Here is a 16,607-nt window from a genome sequence, read left to right as displayed (position 1 = left end):
AAACCCGCTTGCAAGACCGAACGGTGGGTGCTACTTGCGCCACTCCGATCGCGGTCGTGGCGGAATTGGTAGACGCGCAGCGTTGAGGTCGCTGTGGGGCAACCCGTGGAAGTTCGAGTCTTCTCGACCGCACCATCATTTATTTCAATGATTCGGAATTCACCCCGACTGGGTCCGGACGGATCCCGTCGGCCGGTGTGACTGAGGCCGACATCGCCCATCGATTCGCCGATCAGTGTCGCGGCATCCGCGCAACCGTCAAAAAACCACACGGGCTACCGCATCTTTCTGCTGCTGCATTGCGTGATCGCGATCCGACGCGTGTTATCGGCTAGGAGCAAGCGCAGGGAGAACGCCTCTACATGGCCGATCAGTTGACCGACGACGAGGTGACCGTCTCCGACGGCCTCCTGGACGAGGTCCGCGCACTGATCGGCGCGGACGACAAGGAGGGCCTGACCGCACTGGTCGAGGACCTCCACGAGTCCGACGTCGCCGAGTTGATCTCCCGCCTGGAGCCGGACGAGCGCGTCGAATTCGTCCGCCTGCTGGGTCGCGACTTCGACTTTACCGCGCTGACGGAGGTGGACGAGAACGTCCGCCTGCACATCCTCTCCGAGCTCGCCCCGACCGACGTCGCCGACGGTCTCGCCGACCTCGATTCGGACGACGCGGTCTACATCCTGGAAGACCTGCCGGACGAGCAGTCCGAGGCGATCCTGGCGCAGCTGCCGTTCGCGATGCGCCACCGCCTCAAGCGCAGCCTCGATTTTCCCGAGGAGTCGGCCGGCCGGCGCATGCAGACGGACTTCGTCGCCATGCCCCCGTTCTGGACCGTGGGCCAGGTGATCGACACGCTGCGCGAAGAAGTGGACCTGCCGGACCACTTCACCGAGATTTTCGTGGTGGATGCGGCGTTCCGCCTCATGGGGACGGTCAAGCTCGACCGCCTCCTGCGCACGCAGCGCCCGGTGAAGATCACCGAGATCATGGACGAGGACCCGCGGACCATCCAGGCCGAGGAGGACCAGGAGGAAGCGGCCCGCATCTTCCAGCGCTACGACCTGCTCTCGGCCGCCGTCGTGGACGATTCCAGCCGCCTCGTCGGCATCCTCACCATCGACGACATCGTCGACATCATCGAGGCGGAGGCGGAGGAGGACATCCGCGCCCTCGCCGGCGCCGGCGACGCGGAACTGTCCGACACGCCGCTCTACGTCGCCCGCACCCGCATCCCCTGGCTGATGATCAACATGATGACCGCCTTCCTGGCGTCCGGGGTGATCGCGCTGTTCGACGGGACGATCGAGGCGATGGTGGCGCTGGCGGTGCTGATGCCGGTCGTCACCGCGCTCGGCGGCAACGCGGGCATCCAGGCGATGACGGTGACGGTCCGCGCCATCTCCCAGCGCGAGATCACCAAGCGCAACGTCATCCGCGTTACGCTGCGGGAGGTGCTGGTGGCGCTGATGAACGGCACGTGCGTCGCGGTGTCGGTCGGCATCGTCGCAGCGGTCTGGTTCGCCAACATCGAGCTGGGCGGCGTGATCGCGGCGGCGATCGTCTTCAACATCATCTGCGCAGGGTTCTTCGGAGCGACGCTGCCGATGCTGCTCGACCGGATCGGCGTCGACCCCGCGGTCGCCTCGTCGGTCTTCCTCACCACGCTGACCGACGTGATCGGCTTCTTCGCCTTCCTGGGCATCGGCAGCTGGTGGTTCGGCATCGGCTAGCAAGGGTCCGTGCGACCCCGCTAGAATGCGACGGACGCCGCCGCGCGGGCGGAGCGTGAGGAGGAACGCGCCATGATGCGGCTCTTGCGCATCCGCGACCTGGAGTACTTCATCGCCATCGCCGAGAACGGCTCCTTCTCGCGGGCCGCGCAGGCGTGCGGCATCTCGCAGCCCACCCTCTCGGCCCAGGTTCGGCGGATGGAGGACCTCCTCGGCGTCACGCTGCTGGAGCGCCGCCACGGCCACACCTCGATCACCACCGAGGGGGCCGAGGTGCTGGCCGCCGCACGCGAGATCATGGACGCCTTCCACCGCGTGCAGCGCACGACCAAGGGCGACGGCGTGCTGCTCGGCCGTCCCATGCGCTTCGGCATCCTGCCGACGGTGGCGCCCTACCTCGCGCCGCACTTTCTCACCACCGTCGCCGAGCTGTCGGAAAACTCCGACATCACCTTCGTCGAGGACCGCACCGACCAGCTGGAGGCCGGCGTCGCCTCCGATCATCTCGACTTCGCGATCACCGCCACGCTGCCGCGCGCCAACGCCCTCACCGCGCTGCCGCTGGGGGACGAGCGGCTGGTCGTGGTCTCGCGGCACCCCTTGCCGGAGACGGTGTCGCTCGACGGTCTCAACGGCCCGCTCCTGCTGATGCAGGAAGGGCACTGCTTCCGCGAGGTGGTCTCCGAAGCGATCCGCCGGGCCCAGCTGCGGTTCGAACCGGCGATGAGCACGCGCATCGGCCCCTCCTCTTTCGCCACGCTGGTCAGCCTGGTGCGGGCGGGTGTCGGCGACACGATCCTGCCGGAACCCTACGCGCGGCAGAGTGCGGAGGCGGTGGCGGGGCTGTCGGTGGCGCTGATGGAGCCGCTGTCGGAGGGGCGGCAGCTGCATTTCGTGGTGCGGGCGGGCCGCGAGCGCTACCGCGACGTGACGCGTCTGGTGGAGGCGGCGCGAGACGCCCACCGCCTCGTCGGCGGCGATATCGGCGAGCCGGCGGGATCGTCGGCGCTGGCGAACTCGCCCTTTGCGCCGACCCTATAGCCCGAAGCTCCCCTCCCGCCTCGCACAAGCTCGCTAGGCTACGCTTCCACCCGGCGCCGATCGGCCGAGCCCCCATCGGGCTCGCCCGCCTCGACGCCCCGGACGCACGCCCCACGCCGCCGGCATGTCAGGCCCGCGGCACCGCACGTCCGGCCGGGAATGAGGCCCTCGGTGCCCCGCTCCGCCCATCCGGCGGGCGGGCACCTGCGTAACGTGTCGGGAGCGAACGATGCAGGTTCTTCTGGTGTTCGGCGGGCTGTTCGCCGCGGGCGTGGTCGTGCTGTGGCTCGTCGCACGCGGCACGCTGGACTTCGCCGAGCGGTTCGACCTCTCCGAGCATGCCGCCGTCCGCCTCACGGTCCCGGCGCGCCACGGCCATGGTGCCGATCCGCGGGCCGACGCGCCCCCCGCCGCCCCCGAGCGCTCGCCGCTCGACACCATCCACGGCCCGCTGCAAACCGTGGCCGCGCTCCTCTACTTCGTCTCCGGCGACGGGTGGGGCGAGGCGCGCCCGCAGGTCACCACCCGGCTGAGTCAGGTCGGCAATCGCCGCGACGTGGCGGCGGCGCTGCGGGTCGCGGCACGCGCGGCGGCGGGCGGTGTCGAGCCGGTGGTGGCGATCGACCGGCTGGCCGGCCGCCTCGCGGCACGGATGGACACGGCCGAGCGCGCTTGCGTCGCCGACATGATCCGCGCCGTCGCCTACACCGGCACGACGTCCGCCGCCCGCGCCACCCGCGCCACCGCACTCCTCCTCAAAGGCTGACCGCCCCCGCCCCCTTCTTCCCGCCGGCGTCCGAGGGCAGGGGCGGGGTCAAGTGCCCGCCCGGACCCACGCGCAGCGCGCGCCGGGCGGCGGCCGTCGGGATTGAACGAGGTTCGGCGGCCCGCCGCAGCATGGCGCGAGCATGGGGAGGACGGGCACTTGACGCCGCCCCGGCCCGACCAGGCTCGATGAGCCGTTCAGCTCAGTCGTTCGCCCTTCGCGACCGTCTGATCTGAACGGCTGGCCGTCGCCGAGACGGAGGGAGCGCGAGGGGGAACCCCCTCGCTCCGACTCGCCCCGCGGCAAAGCCTCGCCGTCCCACACGAAGCGCCGCCTACTCGATCCCCAACTTGCCGCGCACGATCTCCTGCACGGCCTTGGGATTGGCCTTGCCGCCGGTCCCCTTCATCACCTGGCCGACGAACCAACCGGCGAGGTTCGGCTTGGCCTTCGCCTGCTCGGCCTTGTCGGGGTTGGCGGCGATCACCTCCTCGACCGCGCGCTCGATGGCGCCGGTGTCGGTCACCTGCTTCATGCCGCGCCGGTCGACGATCTCGGCCGGGTCGCCGCCCTCGGACCAGACGATCTCGAAGAGATCCTTGGCGATCTTGCCGGAGATGACGTCCTGCGCCATCAGGTCGAGGATCCCGCCGAGCTGGGCGGCGGAGATCGGCGAATCCTCGATCTCGATCCCCTCCTTGTTGAGACGACCGAACAGCTCGTTGATCACCCAGTTGGCGGCGGCCTTGGCGTCGCGGCCGGTCGCCACGGTCTCGAAATAACCGGATGCGGCGACGTCGGTCACGAGGACCGAAGCGTCGTAGGCCGACAGGCCCAGCTCCTCGATATAACGCGAGCGACGCTCGTCCGGCAGCTCGGGAAGCTCGCCGCGCAACCGGTCGACCATCTCGTCGGTCAGGATCAGCGGCAGCAGGTCCGGGTCGGGAAAGTAGCGGTAGTCGTGCGCCTCCTCCTTGGAGCGCATGGAGCGCGTCTCGCCGGTGCGAGCGTCGTACAGGCGGGTCTCCTGGTCGATCTTCCCGCCGTCCTCGAGGATGCCGATCTGCCGGCGCGCCTCGTACTCGATCGCCTGGCCGGCGAAACGGATGGAGTTGACGTTCTTGATCTCGCAGCGCGTCCCCAGCGGCCCGCCCGGCTTCCTCACCGAGACGTTGATGTCGGCGCGCAGATTGCCCTTCTCCATGTCGGCGTCGGAGGTGCCGAGCGTCTTGAGGATGAGGCGCATCTTGGTGAGGTATGCGCGCGCCTCATCGGCGGAGCGGATGTCGGGCCGGGAGACGATCTCCATCAGCGCGACGCCCGACCGGTTGAGGTCGACCGAGGAGCGCCCCTGGTGGAGGTCGTGGACGGACTTGCCCGCGTCCTGCTCCAAATGCAGCCGCTCGATGCCCACGACGATGCGCTCGCCCGACAGCATGTCGACGATCACCTCGCCCTCGCCGACGATCGGGTGGGCGAACTGGGAGATCTGGTAGCCCTGCGGCAGGTCCGGATAGAAGTAGTTCTTCCGGTCGAAGCGCGAGACCATGTTGATCTGCGCGTTGAGGCCGAGGCCGGTCTTCACCGCCTGCTCGATGCAGGCCTGATTGATGACCGGGAGCATCCCCGGCATCGCCGCGTCGACGAGGCTGACATGGTCGTTGGGCTCACCGCCGAAGGCCGTCGCCGCGCCGGAGAACAGCTTGGCGTTCGACTGCACCTGGGCGTGGATCTCCATGCCGATGACGACCTCCCAGTCGTCCAGCGCGCCCTTGATGTACTGCGACGGGTCGGCCTCCCGCCAGCCCAGCTCCTTGTGCGTCGGCGGCGCGACATGTTCGTTCATGGCCTAACCTCACCCTCAAACCTCGGCCGTCGATATGCACCAGCGCGCGGGCGGCCGCAACGCGCCTACTGGGGGCCCGGTGGATCGATCGTCGCGCGCCGGCAGCCGTGACCGCGCGTCGGTGCCGCCCGGATCAGCGCGCCGAGATCCGGGTCGGCGGTGATCTCCCCGCGCAGCGCGATGCGCAGCTCCACCAACACGGTGCGGCCACTGTCGGGATCGCGGTCGCACTCGAAGGTGACGCGGCGGCGGGCGCCGGGACCGAAGGCGGCGTCGAACGCCGCGCCGATCACCGCAGTGTCGATCGTGCGGCCGACATTGTCCAGCATCGCCGCCCGCACGGGGGACGCGTTGAGCGCCTCCACCAGGGCGACGGTATCGGCGAAATATTCGTCGGCGTCGGCGTTGTAGCAGGTCCCGTGCGAATACCACTCGTGGCGCTCGAGATGGCTGAGCATGCCGGGCATCAGGGGCGCGAGGGCCGAGACGGTGGCGCGGCGCAGCGGCACCGGCGGAAGGTCCGACCAGCGGCGCGCGTCGCGGGCGGCGGCACCGGCCGGCCCGCAATATTCGCCCGCGTCCGGCCACAGGCCATGGATCGAGAAGCGAGCGGCGGCGGCGCCGATCCGGCCTCGCGCCAGCGCCCGGCACTCTCCCCGGCGCGGCGCGATCTCGCAGAAGGCGCTCTGCCAGCTCACCGCCAGCACGTTGCTCGTGGAGGCCGCACCCGCCCCGGCGCGCAGCTCCGGCGGGTCGTGCCGAGGCGGCGCTTCGGCGGCGCCCCGCGCGGCGTCGCGCTCCTGCAGCGTCCCGCACGACAGGGGCACCCAGCGGGCCGTCAACTGCGGCGCGCCGGGCACCTCGACCCGCAGATGGTCGCCGCCGGGGCGGTTCAGCTCCAGCGCCCGGTAGCGGGTGCCCGGCGCGGTGCGCACGTCGCCGGGATTGGCGCCCGAGCGGATGGAGCGCACCGCCGGGCACGCCTGGCGCGCCTCGAAGACGCCGTCCACCGGCGGACCGGCCGCCGCCGCGGTTGCGGTCGCGAGCAGCGCCAAGGCGCCGGCGAGTGTCCCACACGACCGCATCATGCTCGCCTCCCCATCAGATCGTCACGACGTTGTCGTGCTTGGCCTTGTGCTGCGGCTCGACGTGGATGGAGATCACCGACTCGCCCATCTCGCGCCGGATCGCCGCCTCGATCCGGTCGCAGATCACATGCGCGTCCGCCACGGACATATGGCCGGGCACGACGAGATGAAAGTCGACGAAGGTGCGCCGGCCGGCGTTGCGGGTGCGCAGGTCGTGCGCCTCCAGCGCGTCGCCGGAGTTCTCGGTGATGGCCTTGCGGATGCGCACCAGCTCCTCCTCGGGGGGCGCGGCGTCCATCAATCCGCTGACACTTTCGCCCATCAGCTGCCAACCCGAGCGCAGCACGTGGACCGCCACCACCGCCGCGAGGATCGGGTCGAAGATCGTCCACCCCGTCAGCACCGCCAGCGCCAGACCGACGGCGACCCCGGCGGACGTCACCACGTCGGCCATGATGTGGCGCCCGTCGGCCAGCAGTGCGGGCGAGCGTTCGCGCCGGCCGTGTCCGATCAGGATCATCGCCCAGACCCCGTTGATGACGCCCGCGGAGAGATTGATCGCGAGGCCCAGCCACGGCGCGTCGATCGGGTGCGGGTCGACGAGCGCGCTGAAGGCCTCGCGGAAGATCATCAACGCGGCGATGAGGATCAGCGCCGCCTCCAGCACGGCCGAAAGGTACTCGGCCTTGTGGTGGCCGTAGGGGTGATCGTCGTCGTCGGGCTGGCGGCTCCAGCGGATGGCGATGAAGGCCGCCATCGCGGCGCCGATGTTCACCGTGCTCTCCAACGCGTCCGAATAGAGCGCGACACTGCCCGTGACGCCCCAGGCCAGCAGCTTGATGGCGAATACCACCAGGCCGACGGCGATGCTGATGGCCGCCATCGTTGCGGTGTTGAGACGCGACAGCTCGATCATTGTTCAGCCTCGCTGGTTGCCGGCCTCGCGAGCGGCGGCGCCCTTGTCGCCCAATCCGCCCCGCGACACAAACCGCAGCGCATCGTTTCAGAGGACCCGGCTGGCGACGGGGCCGCCCCCCGCGCGAAGGCGGGGCGGAACGCCGGATACCAGACGGAAAAGGGGCCGCGCAGTTGCTGCGCGACCCCTTGATACGACGACTGGCGGCCGAAGCCGCGCAGCGATTAGCGCGAGTAGAACTCGACGACCAGGTTCGGCTCCATCTTCGCCGGGTACGGCACGTCGCCGAGGGCGGGGATGCGGGCGTAGGTGGCGGTCATCTTGGTGTGGTCGACGTCGAGGTAGTCGGGCACGTCACGCTCGGCGAGACCGACGGCCTCGAGCAGCGCGAGCATGTTCTTCGACTTGTCGCGCACTTCGATCAGGTCGCCCTGCTTGCAGCGGAACGAGGGGATGTTCACGCGGCGGCCGTTGACCTTGACGTGGCCGTGGCTGACGAACTGACGCGCGGCGAACACGGTCGGCACGAACTTGGCGCGGTAGACCAGCGCGTCCAGGCGGCTCTCCAGGAGACCGATCAGCTGCTCGCCGGTGTCGCCGCGGCGGCGGACCGCCTCGTCGTAGATGGCGCGGAACTGCTTCTCGGAGATGTTGCCGTAGTAGCCCTTGAGCTTCTGCTTGGCGCGCAGCTGCGTGCCGAAGTCGCTCATCTTGCCCTTGCGGCGCTGGCCGTGCTGGCCGGGGCCATACTCACGGCGGCCGGGGCTCACCGGGGACTTCGGGCGTCCCCAGATGTTTTCGCCCATGCGGCGGTCGAGTTTGTACTTCTGCGAATGTCTCTTCGTCATTCCATCACGTCTTCTTGGCGCCGCACGAGCCCATCCCGTGCGGTTGCCGGCCCCGGATCTCCGGTATGGCCGGCCAGAAAGACGCCCCTCCTCTGTGCCCCGCCGATCGTCTATCGACGATCGCAAAAGACACTGACAGGGCCTTGGCGGACGGCCGCCGCGACCCACGGGTGCGTTTTCGTCTCCTGAGAGAGCGCTCCATGTAGCGGCCCGGCGGTGGAAGGTCAACCTCGCGGACCGGGCAACATCTTGCCGCCTTAACAATCGCGTGGCACACCGCCCCCGGGCCCGAGTGGGAGAGTGAGCGTCCATGCATCTGTCCGACGAGACTATCGCCGCATATGGGCTGGCGGACAGCTTCATCCCTCCATACCCGCACCGCTATACCGAGCGGCTCTCTGTGTGGAAGCGTATCCGGCTCGGGTCGAAGAACCTGCTCGCCACGTTCCGCGACTTCGACTTTCAGAACAAGCGGATCAAGCAGTCGTTCCTCGGCCAGACGCTCCATGTCTGCAATCAGCCGGAGGGCGTGCGCGAGACGTTGCACCAGCAGGCGGTGACGTTCGAGAAGAAGTCGCCGGTGCAGCGCCACTCGCTGGAGCCGCTGCTGGGCGACGGGCTCTTCGTCTCGGACGGGCGGACCTGGGACGAGCGGCGCAAGATCGTCGCCCCCATCGTCCACGGCCGGCGGGTCGACACCTTCGCCCCCATCATGCACGACGTCGCCGAGGAGTGGTGCCAGCAGTGGGCGAAGGCCGGCGATGGGGCGACGCTCGACGTGCTCTTCGAGATGGGCGAGCTGACGGCGGAGATCATCTCGCGCACGATCTTCGGCGCCAAGCTGGGGCGGGAGAACACGCACGAGATCATCGCCGGGTTCGCCGCCTACCAGAAGTCGATCCAGGTGCTGGACTGGCTGACCCTCCTCAACCTGCCCGACTGGCTGCCCCGCCTGCGCAGCCGGCGCACCCTGCGCGCCCGCGACAAGGTGCACCGCGTGATCGACGACATCATGCGCCGCTTCCAGGCCGGCGCGGTGGACGAGCGGGCCGTCATCCGCAGCCTCTTCGAGGCGACCGATTCGCAGGGTAAGCCCCTCTCCAAGACCGCGATCCGCAACGAGGCGATCGTGATCTTCATGGCGGGGCACGAGACGACCGCCAACACGCTCGCCTGGGCGTTCTACTGCGTCTCGCAGAGCCCGCGCGTGCAGGCGAAATTGACCGAAGAGTTCGACCGCGTGCTGGGCGGGCGCACGCCCGAGCTGAGCGACGTGGCGAGCCTCGCCTACACCCGCGCCGTGGTCGAGGAGACGCTGCGGCTCTACCCGCCGGTGCCGCTGCTGGGCCGCACCGCGACGGCGAAGGGCACGCTGCTGGGCAACGAAGTGAACCCCGGCGACCTCCTCATCGTCGCGCCCTGGCTGCTGCAGCGCAACCGGGACATCTGGTCCCTGCCCGACCACTTCGTGCCGGAGCGCTTCGTGCCGGAGATCGCGCGGCGCCCCAACAAATACGCCAACATCCCCTTCGCCAGCGGTCCGCGCGTGTGTCCGGGGATGACGTTCGCGCTGACGGAGGCGACCATCTGCCTCGCGGCCCTGATGCAGCGGTTCGACGTGCGCCTGAAAGACGGCCTCACCGTGGAGACGGACTGCCGGCTGACGCTGCGTCCGACGGCCCCGTTGTCGATGACCATCCACGAACGGGTGCCGGCCACCGTCCGCGAGCCGCAACGTGCGTAACAAGGACATCCCCTGGGCCGCGACGTACGCGCCCGAGCCCGTCGCCCCGCCGCTCGCCGAGCTCTTCGCCGGCGACGAGGGGCTGCGCAAAGCCGCCCGGCGCTTCCATGTGCAAGACCGTCTCTATGGCGGCGGCAAGGTGGCGCTGCACCGCCTCTTCGCGATGCTGCCGCCGGCAACCGGGTCGAACTTCGCCGGCCGCGTGGTGGCGCCGCGCTCGCGCGAGTTCTACAGGGGCAAGCCGTTCATCGACCGGATGAACACGATGATCAGCCGGCTCGACCCGGCGCTGGCCGACGACCCGGCCGGGCGCGAGGCGCTGATCGGCCGCTGGTTCGAGAACACCGCGCGGGCGATGGCCGAATTCTCGCAGCTGGAAGCGATCTGCAACGAGCCCTACACCACCGTCGAGGGGCTCGACATCGTGCGCCGCCTGCAGGCGGAGGGCCGCTCGATGGTGCTGACGACCGTCCATACGGGGATGTGGGAGATGATCTCCTACCTCTCCTCGCGCCATTTCGGCGACAAGGGGACGGGGGCGTGGGCGCCGCAGTCGAACCGGTTCGAGAACCGGATCGTAGCGAGGACACGCGAGAAGCTGGGCATCAAGGTGCTGCCCGCGACGCCGAAGCTGGCGCGCCAGCTCTACCGCATCCTCGCCGTGCCGGGGCAGACGATCGTGCTGGTGATCGACGAGCCGTCCGAGAAACAGGTGAAATTCCCGCTGTTCGGCCGGCCGATCGAGGAGCGCTGCAACTTCGCCTTCGCATTGTACGCGGCGCAGCGGACGAAGGCGGCGATCGTGCCGGCGGTGATCACGCGCACTGGACCGACGCGGTTCACCTTCGCCTACCGCGAGCCGATCGAGGTCGGCCCGGGCGAGGACGGTTTCCGCGACGCCGCGTTCGCCCTCAACGCGGTCTACGAGCCACACGTGCTGGCGCACCTGGAGCAGTGGTACATGCTGCACGAGGTGAAGGTCCCAGCCCCCGTCCCCCGCTGAGCGGCCCGGAACGAGCGGCCCGGAACGGTGTGCTGAACCCCGCTTTTCGCCCGCGAGCGCTGCCGGCCCAATACGGCGGGAATACGGCGGTGGGCAAGGCGCACCGGGTACGGCCCTCGAACCGGCCCGCCGCGGTGCCGACGACGAGCGCGAACCATTTGAGAGCGCCGGCAACCGGAGCCCGCCGGCCGCCGCAGCGGCGCGGAGCGCGCCGGCCTCCACCGAGGAGTGTGCCCGCTTTTTCGTCGACGGGCGGGGCGTGCCGATTGCCTTGGGCGGGCGAAGCCGGTCGCTGCGGGTGTTCGGGCGGAGGGTGAGTGGGCCGCGCGGAAGCCGGCCGGGCGGGGAGCCGCCCGATCGGCTGCGCTGGTGCCTACCGGTGTAGCCGCGGGCCGGACCGGCGGCGGGTCAGCTACGCTCGACGAACTTGTGAAAGCGGCTGGTGCGGCCGGACTTCGTCTTCTCTCGGAAGAGGAAGGCGAGGCCCTTCTCGTCGAACGTCGACAGGAAGCTGTCCCAGGAGACTTCCGCCAAGCCCTCGTCCGGCTCCTTGAAGTCGATCCGCAGGACGCCGAGGTCATTCTTGGAGGCGGTGTCGGCGACATGGCACGGACGGCCGCCACGGGCCTCGACCCACTCGCGGATGCGGGAGTGGTCGGTGGTGCGGTGCGCGTCGTCGTCCGCGTCGGCTTTCGCCTTGCGGGCGGCACCGGCTGCGGCATCCGCCTTGGCCTTCGCCGAAGAACCCGCCTTCGCCGCACCGGCGGGCTTGGCGGCACTCGCGGTCTTGGTGGCGCGTGCGGCCTTGGCCGATGCGGGGGCCTTCGATGCACCGGTCGTCTTGGCGGGGGTCTGGGCGGAGGCTTTCGCGGCCGACTTCGGCGCCGCCGTCTTCGTCGACCCCGTCTTCGTCGATTCCGTCTTCGTCGGTCCCGCGGCGCTCGCCTTCGGGGTGCCGGTGGTCGCTTTCTTGGTGGATGCCTTTGTCGACGAGGACTTCGTGGCGGCGCTGGAGGCGGTCGCCTTGGCGGACGTCGCCTTGGGCGTCGCTCTTGCCGTCGCTTTGGTTGCACCGTTCGCCTTGGCCGCCGCCGCCTTGGCGGGGGCGGGCTTGGTGGAGGCCGCCTTCGTGGTCTTCGCCGTCCCCGCCTTGGCAGTGGATTTGGATGCCGTGCTCTTGGCGGGCGCCTTGGCTGCGGGCGATTTGGCGGTGGTGGCCTTGGATGTGGCGGCCTTCGTAGCGGCCTTGGCGGGCGTGGCCTTCTTGGTGGTGGCCTTCGCCTTGGTGGCGGACTTGGCCGGTGTCTTCGGCGCGGCCTTTGCCTTCGTCGTGGCAGACTTGCTCGGCGCCTTGGCCGTGCCGCTCTTGGCGGCGCTGCTCTTGGCGGTGCTGGTTTTGGGCGCGCTGGTCTTGGCGGCGCCGCTCTTGGCCGGGGTGGCCTTCGCGGTGGCCTTCGCCTTGGGCTTCGCCGCGCCGCTCTCCGCCGCGTCGACGAACTTGACGAACTTGCTCGTGTTGCCCGCCTTGGTCTTCTCCTGCAGGAGGACGGCGAGCTTGTACTCGTCCATCATCCGGAAGAAGTCGTCCCACGAGATGCGCTCCAGCGAGCCGTTGGGCTTGCCGAAGTCGAACCGTAGGATGGCGCCGGGGACGCCGTTATTCGTGGTGTCGGATACGACCGCGGGACTGGCCTTGCGGGCGTCCGCCCAAGCCACGATCCGGTCACGATCACGCGTCAATTCAGCATCACTCATGAAGCAAGCCCTCCGCCGATGGCTCGAGACGTGGAGTCGTCCACGCCTCGAAGAGAAGAATGACAGATTTCCCCGGTAAGAACAGATATCGGGCCGTTAAGTTCGCCGATCTCGGCAAATTTCCCGGTCGGAGACGGATCGAGCGCCGTGGCAGCCGCCCGCCCCTCTGTCACCGTTCCAGGTCGCGACCAGTCCAACACCCGTCCTTATCGTGACCATCACTTACGCTCTGCTCGCTGCGACGCGTCGTCACCGACGTGCAGTCTCACAGTCCGTCGAGAAAATCGGTATCGGTCATATGGCTGCAATAGCGCGCGAAGATGGCCCGAGGCTTACCGCGGCGGTTTCCCCCCACTCGACATGCTCTTAGTCCGCACATCTTGCCGAGATCGGCGGGCGGAACGGCCTCGTTCATTTCAATACTGCAAAACTCGAACGCGCGGGGCCGGGCCCCGCGCGTTCGCATCGCATCGCCGGAACGACCGCGTCAGGTGTGCTGCGCCGCCCGTCGTCGCCACCCGTAGAGCCACAAGGCCAGCGGCAGGAGCCACATCGCGAACGTCACGACGCCGAGGCTGCCGGCGATCGGCCGCTCGAAGAAGGCGAGCATCGAGCCGTCGGCCTTGATCAACGAGGTGATGAAGTTCTGCTCCAGCATCGGGCCCAGGACGAGGCCGAGGATCGCCGGCGCCACGGGAAAACCGTTCTCCTCCATGAAGAAGCCCAGGACGCCCAGGGTCAGCGCGATCACCACGCCGTACATCGAGTTGGTGATCGCAAACGCACCCACCACGCAGAACATCAGGATCAGCGGCATCAGCACCCGCTGCGGCACCCGCAGCGCCTGCTTGGAGAGCTTGATCGCCGCCCAGCCGAACGGCAGCAGAATGAGGTTGGCGAGGAAGAAGACGATGAAGACCGCGTGGATCAGCTCCGGCTTGTGGATGAAGATCGTCGGACCCGGATTCATCCCCTTCACATAGAGGACGCCGATCACCACCGCGGTGATGGAATCGCCCGGGATGCCGAACACCAGCGCCGGGATCCACGCGCCCGACAGCGCGCCGTTGTTGGCCGCGCCCGCCTCGGCGAGCCCCTCCTCGTGGCCGGTGCCGAACTTCTTCGGCGTCTTCGAGAAGCGTTTGGACAGGGCATAGGCGATCCACGCGGCGATGTCCGCCCCCGCGCCCGGCAGCGCGCCGATGGCCGTGCCCAGCACCGAGCCGCGCAGGCCCTGCTTCCAGTAGCGCCGCAAGTTGGCACCCTGTCCGCGCAGAATGCCCGTCATCGCCCCCGCCTCCGGCTTCAGCGACAGCCCGTTCGACACCACCGCCCGCATCACCTCCGAGACGGCGAAGAGGCCGATCATCGCGGGGATGAAGGGGACTCCGGTCAAAAGCTCGTAGTGGCCGAAGGTGAAACGCGGCTGTCCGGCCGGATTGTCGATCCCGATCGTGGCGATCAGCAGTCCGATGAAGAGCGACACGAGACCCTTCATCGGCGAGGCCGGCGAGATGAAGACCGCGCACGACAGCCCCAGGCACACCAGCCAGAAGTACTCGAACGAGGAGAAGGAGAGCGCGAACTCGGCGAGGACCGGCGCGGCCAGCACCAGGACCGTCGTCCCGAAGAGACCGCCGACCACCGAGAAGACCAGACTGGTCCCCAGCGCTCGCTCGGCCAGGCCCTTGCGCGTCATCGCGAACGCCTCGTCCGCATAGGCCGCGGAGGCCGGCGTGCCGGGGATGCGCAGCAGGCAGCCCGGAATGTCGCCGGAGAAGATCGCCATCGCCGTCGCCGTCACGATCGCGGCGATGGCGGGGACCGGGTCCATGAAGAAGGTGACCGGCACCAGCAGGGCCGTGGCCATGGTGGCGGTCAGCCCCGGAATGGAGCCGACGAAGAGACCGAATGCCGCCGACGCCGCGATGACGGCGAGGACGTACGGGTCGAGAACCAGGCCGAACGCGGTGATGAGATCACTCATCGTCTACCACCAACCCGACAGGATCCCGCGCGGCAGCGGCACGCGCAGGAGGTTGCCGAACGCCCAGGCGACCACGTAGGTCGCGATCGGCGACACCACGACGGCGACGAGGACGTTCGCGCGGAAGGTGAGGAGCAGGCCGAACATCAGGGCCGACCCCGCGATGAGGAAGCCCAGCTTGTCCGCCAGCATGACGAACGCCGTCACCAGGACGACGATCGCCAGCAGCCGCAGCCAGGACGAGAGCTGGCGCCCCCATCCCTCGACGGCGACGGAGAACCCGTCGCCGCGGGTGATCCCGGTGATGGTCATCACCGCGCCCAGCCCGATGAGGCAGACGCCGATGGTCACCGGAAAGGTCGCCGCCCCATAGGCCTGGTTCGGCAGATTGGGCAGCGACCACGCACTCCAGGCGACCACCAGGCCGAGGAGCGCGACCAGCGCGCCGATCGCAGCGTCACCGACGCGCATCGCAAGATACTCCGAACGCGGGGCTCGTTACTGGACGAGCCCGGCCTCTTTCATGACCTTGCCGAAGTCCTCGTCGGACTGGCCCATGAACGTGGCCGCGTCGCTGGAGGGCTGCCACATCAGACCGAAGCCGCGGTCCTTCATGAAGCTCTGGAACTCGTCGGAGTTGTAGGCCGCCTCGACCGCGCCCTCGAGCTTGGTCTTCACGTCGTCCGGCAGCCCCTTCGGCGCCACCAGCGCGCGCCACGCGGCGACCGTCCAGTCGGACGAGGTCGCCTCGGAGAGCGTCGGCGTGTCGGGGAAGATCGCGCTGCGCTCGGTCCCCATGGTGGCGAGCGGGGTCACCTTGCCGGCCTCGATCAGCGCCCGGCCTTCGGGCAGCGAGGAGGTCACGATGTCGACACCGCCGGCGACCATGTCGGTCAGGCCCGGCGCGGCGCCCTGGCTCGGCACCCACGTCACCTTGTTGGGGTCGACGCCTTCGGACATCAGCCAGCCGGCAAGGCCGACGTGCCAGATGCCGCCCTGCCCGGTGCCGGAGGCCTTGAAGGTGCCGGCGGGCTCGTTCTTGATCGCCGTCAGCAGGTCCTCGAGCGACTCGTAGCCGGAGTCGGCCGAGACCATCACGCCGCCCGGATCCGCGTTCACCAGCGCCAGGACGTCATAGTCCTCGTAGGTGAGCGGGGTGAGGCCCTGATGGTGCATCATGGTGATCTCGACGGTCATGACGCCGAGGGTGTAGCCGTCCGGCCGCGCCGAGGAGATGGCCGTATGACCGACGACGCCCGAGCCGCCGGTGCGGTTCACTACGTTGACGGGCTGGCCGAGTTCCTTCTCCAGCAGCGTCGCGAAAATGCGGCCCACGGCGTCGGTGCCACCACCCGCGCCCCACGGCACGACGAGCTGGATCGGACGATCGGGATAGTCGGCAAAGGCGGGGGCGCTGGCGGTCGCACCGGCAAGCATCATCGCAGAGAAGGCGAGCGCCTTCACAAAACCGCGTCGTTCCACGGTATCCTCCCATAAAGACAGGCGATCTCTGGTGTCGCCGTTGAGGGGAGACAACCACGACCCGGCCCCGGGCGCAAGATTGTCGAGCCGTCTCAACACATTCATGGATAAAGGCGACCTCGCCATCACCTGCGCCGCCGCGCCAGCCGGGTGGCGCGGTCGCGGCGCAAAGCATCGCGTCGCCGGCATCCCCGAGCCTCGCCCCACCGCCGCCGTCCGCCCATCCGTGCGGGGAGCGTGCGCGCCCGCCGCGCCGTCCTTTTGCCGCAATGCATCCGGCGCCCGGTCGTCCGCGCGGCGACGCCCTTTTGGAAATGACACGAACGATCGGGGAGGCTAAGTTTGGTCTCGCGGAGCGGGCCAGATTCAATTGTACGCGGTCGTCCCCGGCATCAGGC

At 69.2% G+C, this 16,607-nt stretch carries 13 protein-coding genes and 1 tRNA gene; 6 read left to right on the top strand and 8 right to left on the bottom strand.

The window, feature by feature from the left end; all coding sequences use genetic code 11:
* The first annotated feature begins 50 nt into the window (after window positions 1-50).
* From MRB58_RS20540 to MRB58_RS20525, 4 genes are all read left to right on the top strand, one after another.
* Window positions 51-135: transfer RNA gene (locus tag MRB58_RS20540), tRNA-Leu, on the top strand.
* Between the two features lie 227 nt (window positions 136-362).
* Complete coding sequence (gene mgtE, locus MRB58_RS20535; RefSeq protein WP_244778944.1) at window positions 363-1,733, top strand: magnesium transporter; 1,371 nt, start codon at window positions 363-365, stop codon at window positions 1,731-1,733.
* 72 nt (window positions 1,734-1,805) lie between these two features.
* Window positions 1,806-2,774, top strand: a complete 969-nt coding sequence (locus tag MRB58_RS20530) for a LysR substrate-binding domain-containing protein (protein WP_244778943.1) — start codon at window positions 1,806-1,808, stop codon at window positions 2,772-2,774.
* A gap of 229 nt (window positions 2,775-3,003) precedes the next feature.
* A complete protein-coding gene (locus MRB58_RS20525) occupies window positions 3,004-3,540 on the top strand; it encodes a hypothetical protein (protein ID WP_244778942.1) in 537 nt (178 codons plus the stop codon).
* Window positions 3,541-3,874: 334 nt separating this feature from the next.
* Here the strand turns inward: MRB58_RS20525 and gatB are convergent, their stop codons facing one another.
* The 4 genes from gatB to rpsD all read right to left on the bottom strand — a co-directional run bounded on the left by gatB (window position 3,875) and on the right by rpsD (window position 8,238).
* Window positions 3,875-5,386, bottom strand: a complete 1,512-nt coding sequence (gene gatB / locus MRB58_RS20520; RefSeq protein ID WP_244778941.1) for an Asp-tRNA(Asn)/Glu-tRNA(Gln) amidotransferase subunit GatB — start codon at window positions 5,384-5,386, stop codon at window positions 3,875-3,877.
* 65 nt (window positions 5,387-5,451) lie between these two features.
* Window positions 5,452-6,474 carry a ribonuclease gene (locus MRB58_RS20515; RefSeq protein ID WP_244778940.1) on the bottom strand — a complete coding sequence of 341 codons (1,023 nt, stop codon included), beginning with the start codon at window positions 6,472-6,474 and terminating at the stop codon, window positions 5,452-5,454.
* A gap of 13 nt (window positions 6,475-6,487) precedes the next feature.
* The gene (locus MRB58_RS20510; RefSeq protein WP_244778939.1) at window positions 6,488-7,390 is read right to left on the bottom strand and encodes a cation diffusion facilitator family transporter; all 903 of its coding nucleotides are present in this window, start codon (window positions 7,388-7,390) and stop codon (window positions 6,488-6,490) included.
* Between the two features lie 224 nt (window positions 7,391-7,614).
* Window positions 7,615-8,238, bottom strand: coding sequence for a 30S ribosomal protein S4 (gene rpsD / locus MRB58_RS20505; RefSeq protein ID WP_244778938.1), 624 nt, complete (start codon window positions 8,236-8,238; stop codon window positions 7,615-7,617).
* Between the two features lie 310 nt (window positions 8,239-8,548).
* On the opposite strand from rpsD, the gene MRB58_RS20500 reads away from it, so the two are divergent.
* Window positions 8,549-9,982 (top strand): cytochrome P450, encoded by a 1,434-nt coding sequence (locus MRB58_RS20500; protein WP_244778937.1) that lies wholly within the window; start codon window positions 8,549-8,551, stop codon window positions 9,980-9,982.
* The gene (locus tag MRB58_RS20495; RefSeq protein WP_244778936.1) at window positions 9,975-10,985 is read left to right on the top strand and encodes a lysophospholipid acyltransferase family protein; all 1,011 of its coding nucleotides are present in this window, start codon (window positions 9,975-9,977) and stop codon (window positions 10,983-10,985) included. The genes MRB58_RS20500 and MRB58_RS20495 overlap by 8 nt, the downstream gene beginning before the upstream one ends.
* 408 nt (window positions 10,986-11,393) lie before the next feature.
* On the opposite strand, the gene MRB58_RS24985 is transcribed toward MRB58_RS20495, so the two are convergent.
* From MRB58_RS24985 to MRB58_RS20475, 4 genes are all read right to left on the bottom strand, one after another.
* The gene (locus tag MRB58_RS24985) at window positions 11,394-12,740 is read right to left on the bottom strand and encodes a hypothetical protein (RefSeq protein ID WP_371747209.1); all 1,347 of its coding nucleotides are present in this window, start codon (window positions 12,738-12,740) and stop codon (window positions 11,394-11,396) included.
* Between the two features lie 487 nt (window positions 12,741-13,227).
* Entirely contained in the window at window positions 13,228-14,727 is a 1,500-nt protein-coding gene (locus tag MRB58_RS20485) for a tripartite tricarboxylate transporter permease (RefSeq protein WP_244778935.1), read from the bottom strand.
* A 3-nt stretch (window positions 14,728-14,730) separates the two neighbouring features.
* Window positions 14,731-15,198 carry a tripartite tricarboxylate transporter TctB family protein gene (locus tag MRB58_RS20480; RefSeq protein WP_244778934.1) on the bottom strand — a complete coding sequence of 156 codons (468 nt, stop codon included), beginning with the start codon at window positions 15,196-15,198 and terminating at the stop codon, window positions 14,731-14,733.
* 27 nt (window positions 15,199-15,225) lie between these two features.
* A complete protein-coding gene (locus MRB58_RS20475) occupies window positions 15,226-16,167 on the bottom strand; it encodes a tripartite tricarboxylate transporter substrate binding protein (RefSeq protein ID WP_371747306.1) in 942 nt (313 codons plus the stop codon).
* Between the last annotated feature and the right edge of the window lie 440 nt (window positions 16,168-16,607).

This window comes from Acuticoccus sp. I52.16.1 (assembly GCF_022865125.1).
In the GTDB taxonomy this organism is placed as follows: Bacteria; Pseudomonadota; Alphaproteobacteria; order Rhizobiales; family Amorphaceae; genus Acuticoccus.
This window is presented reverse-complemented; position numbering and strand designations above follow the sequence as displayed.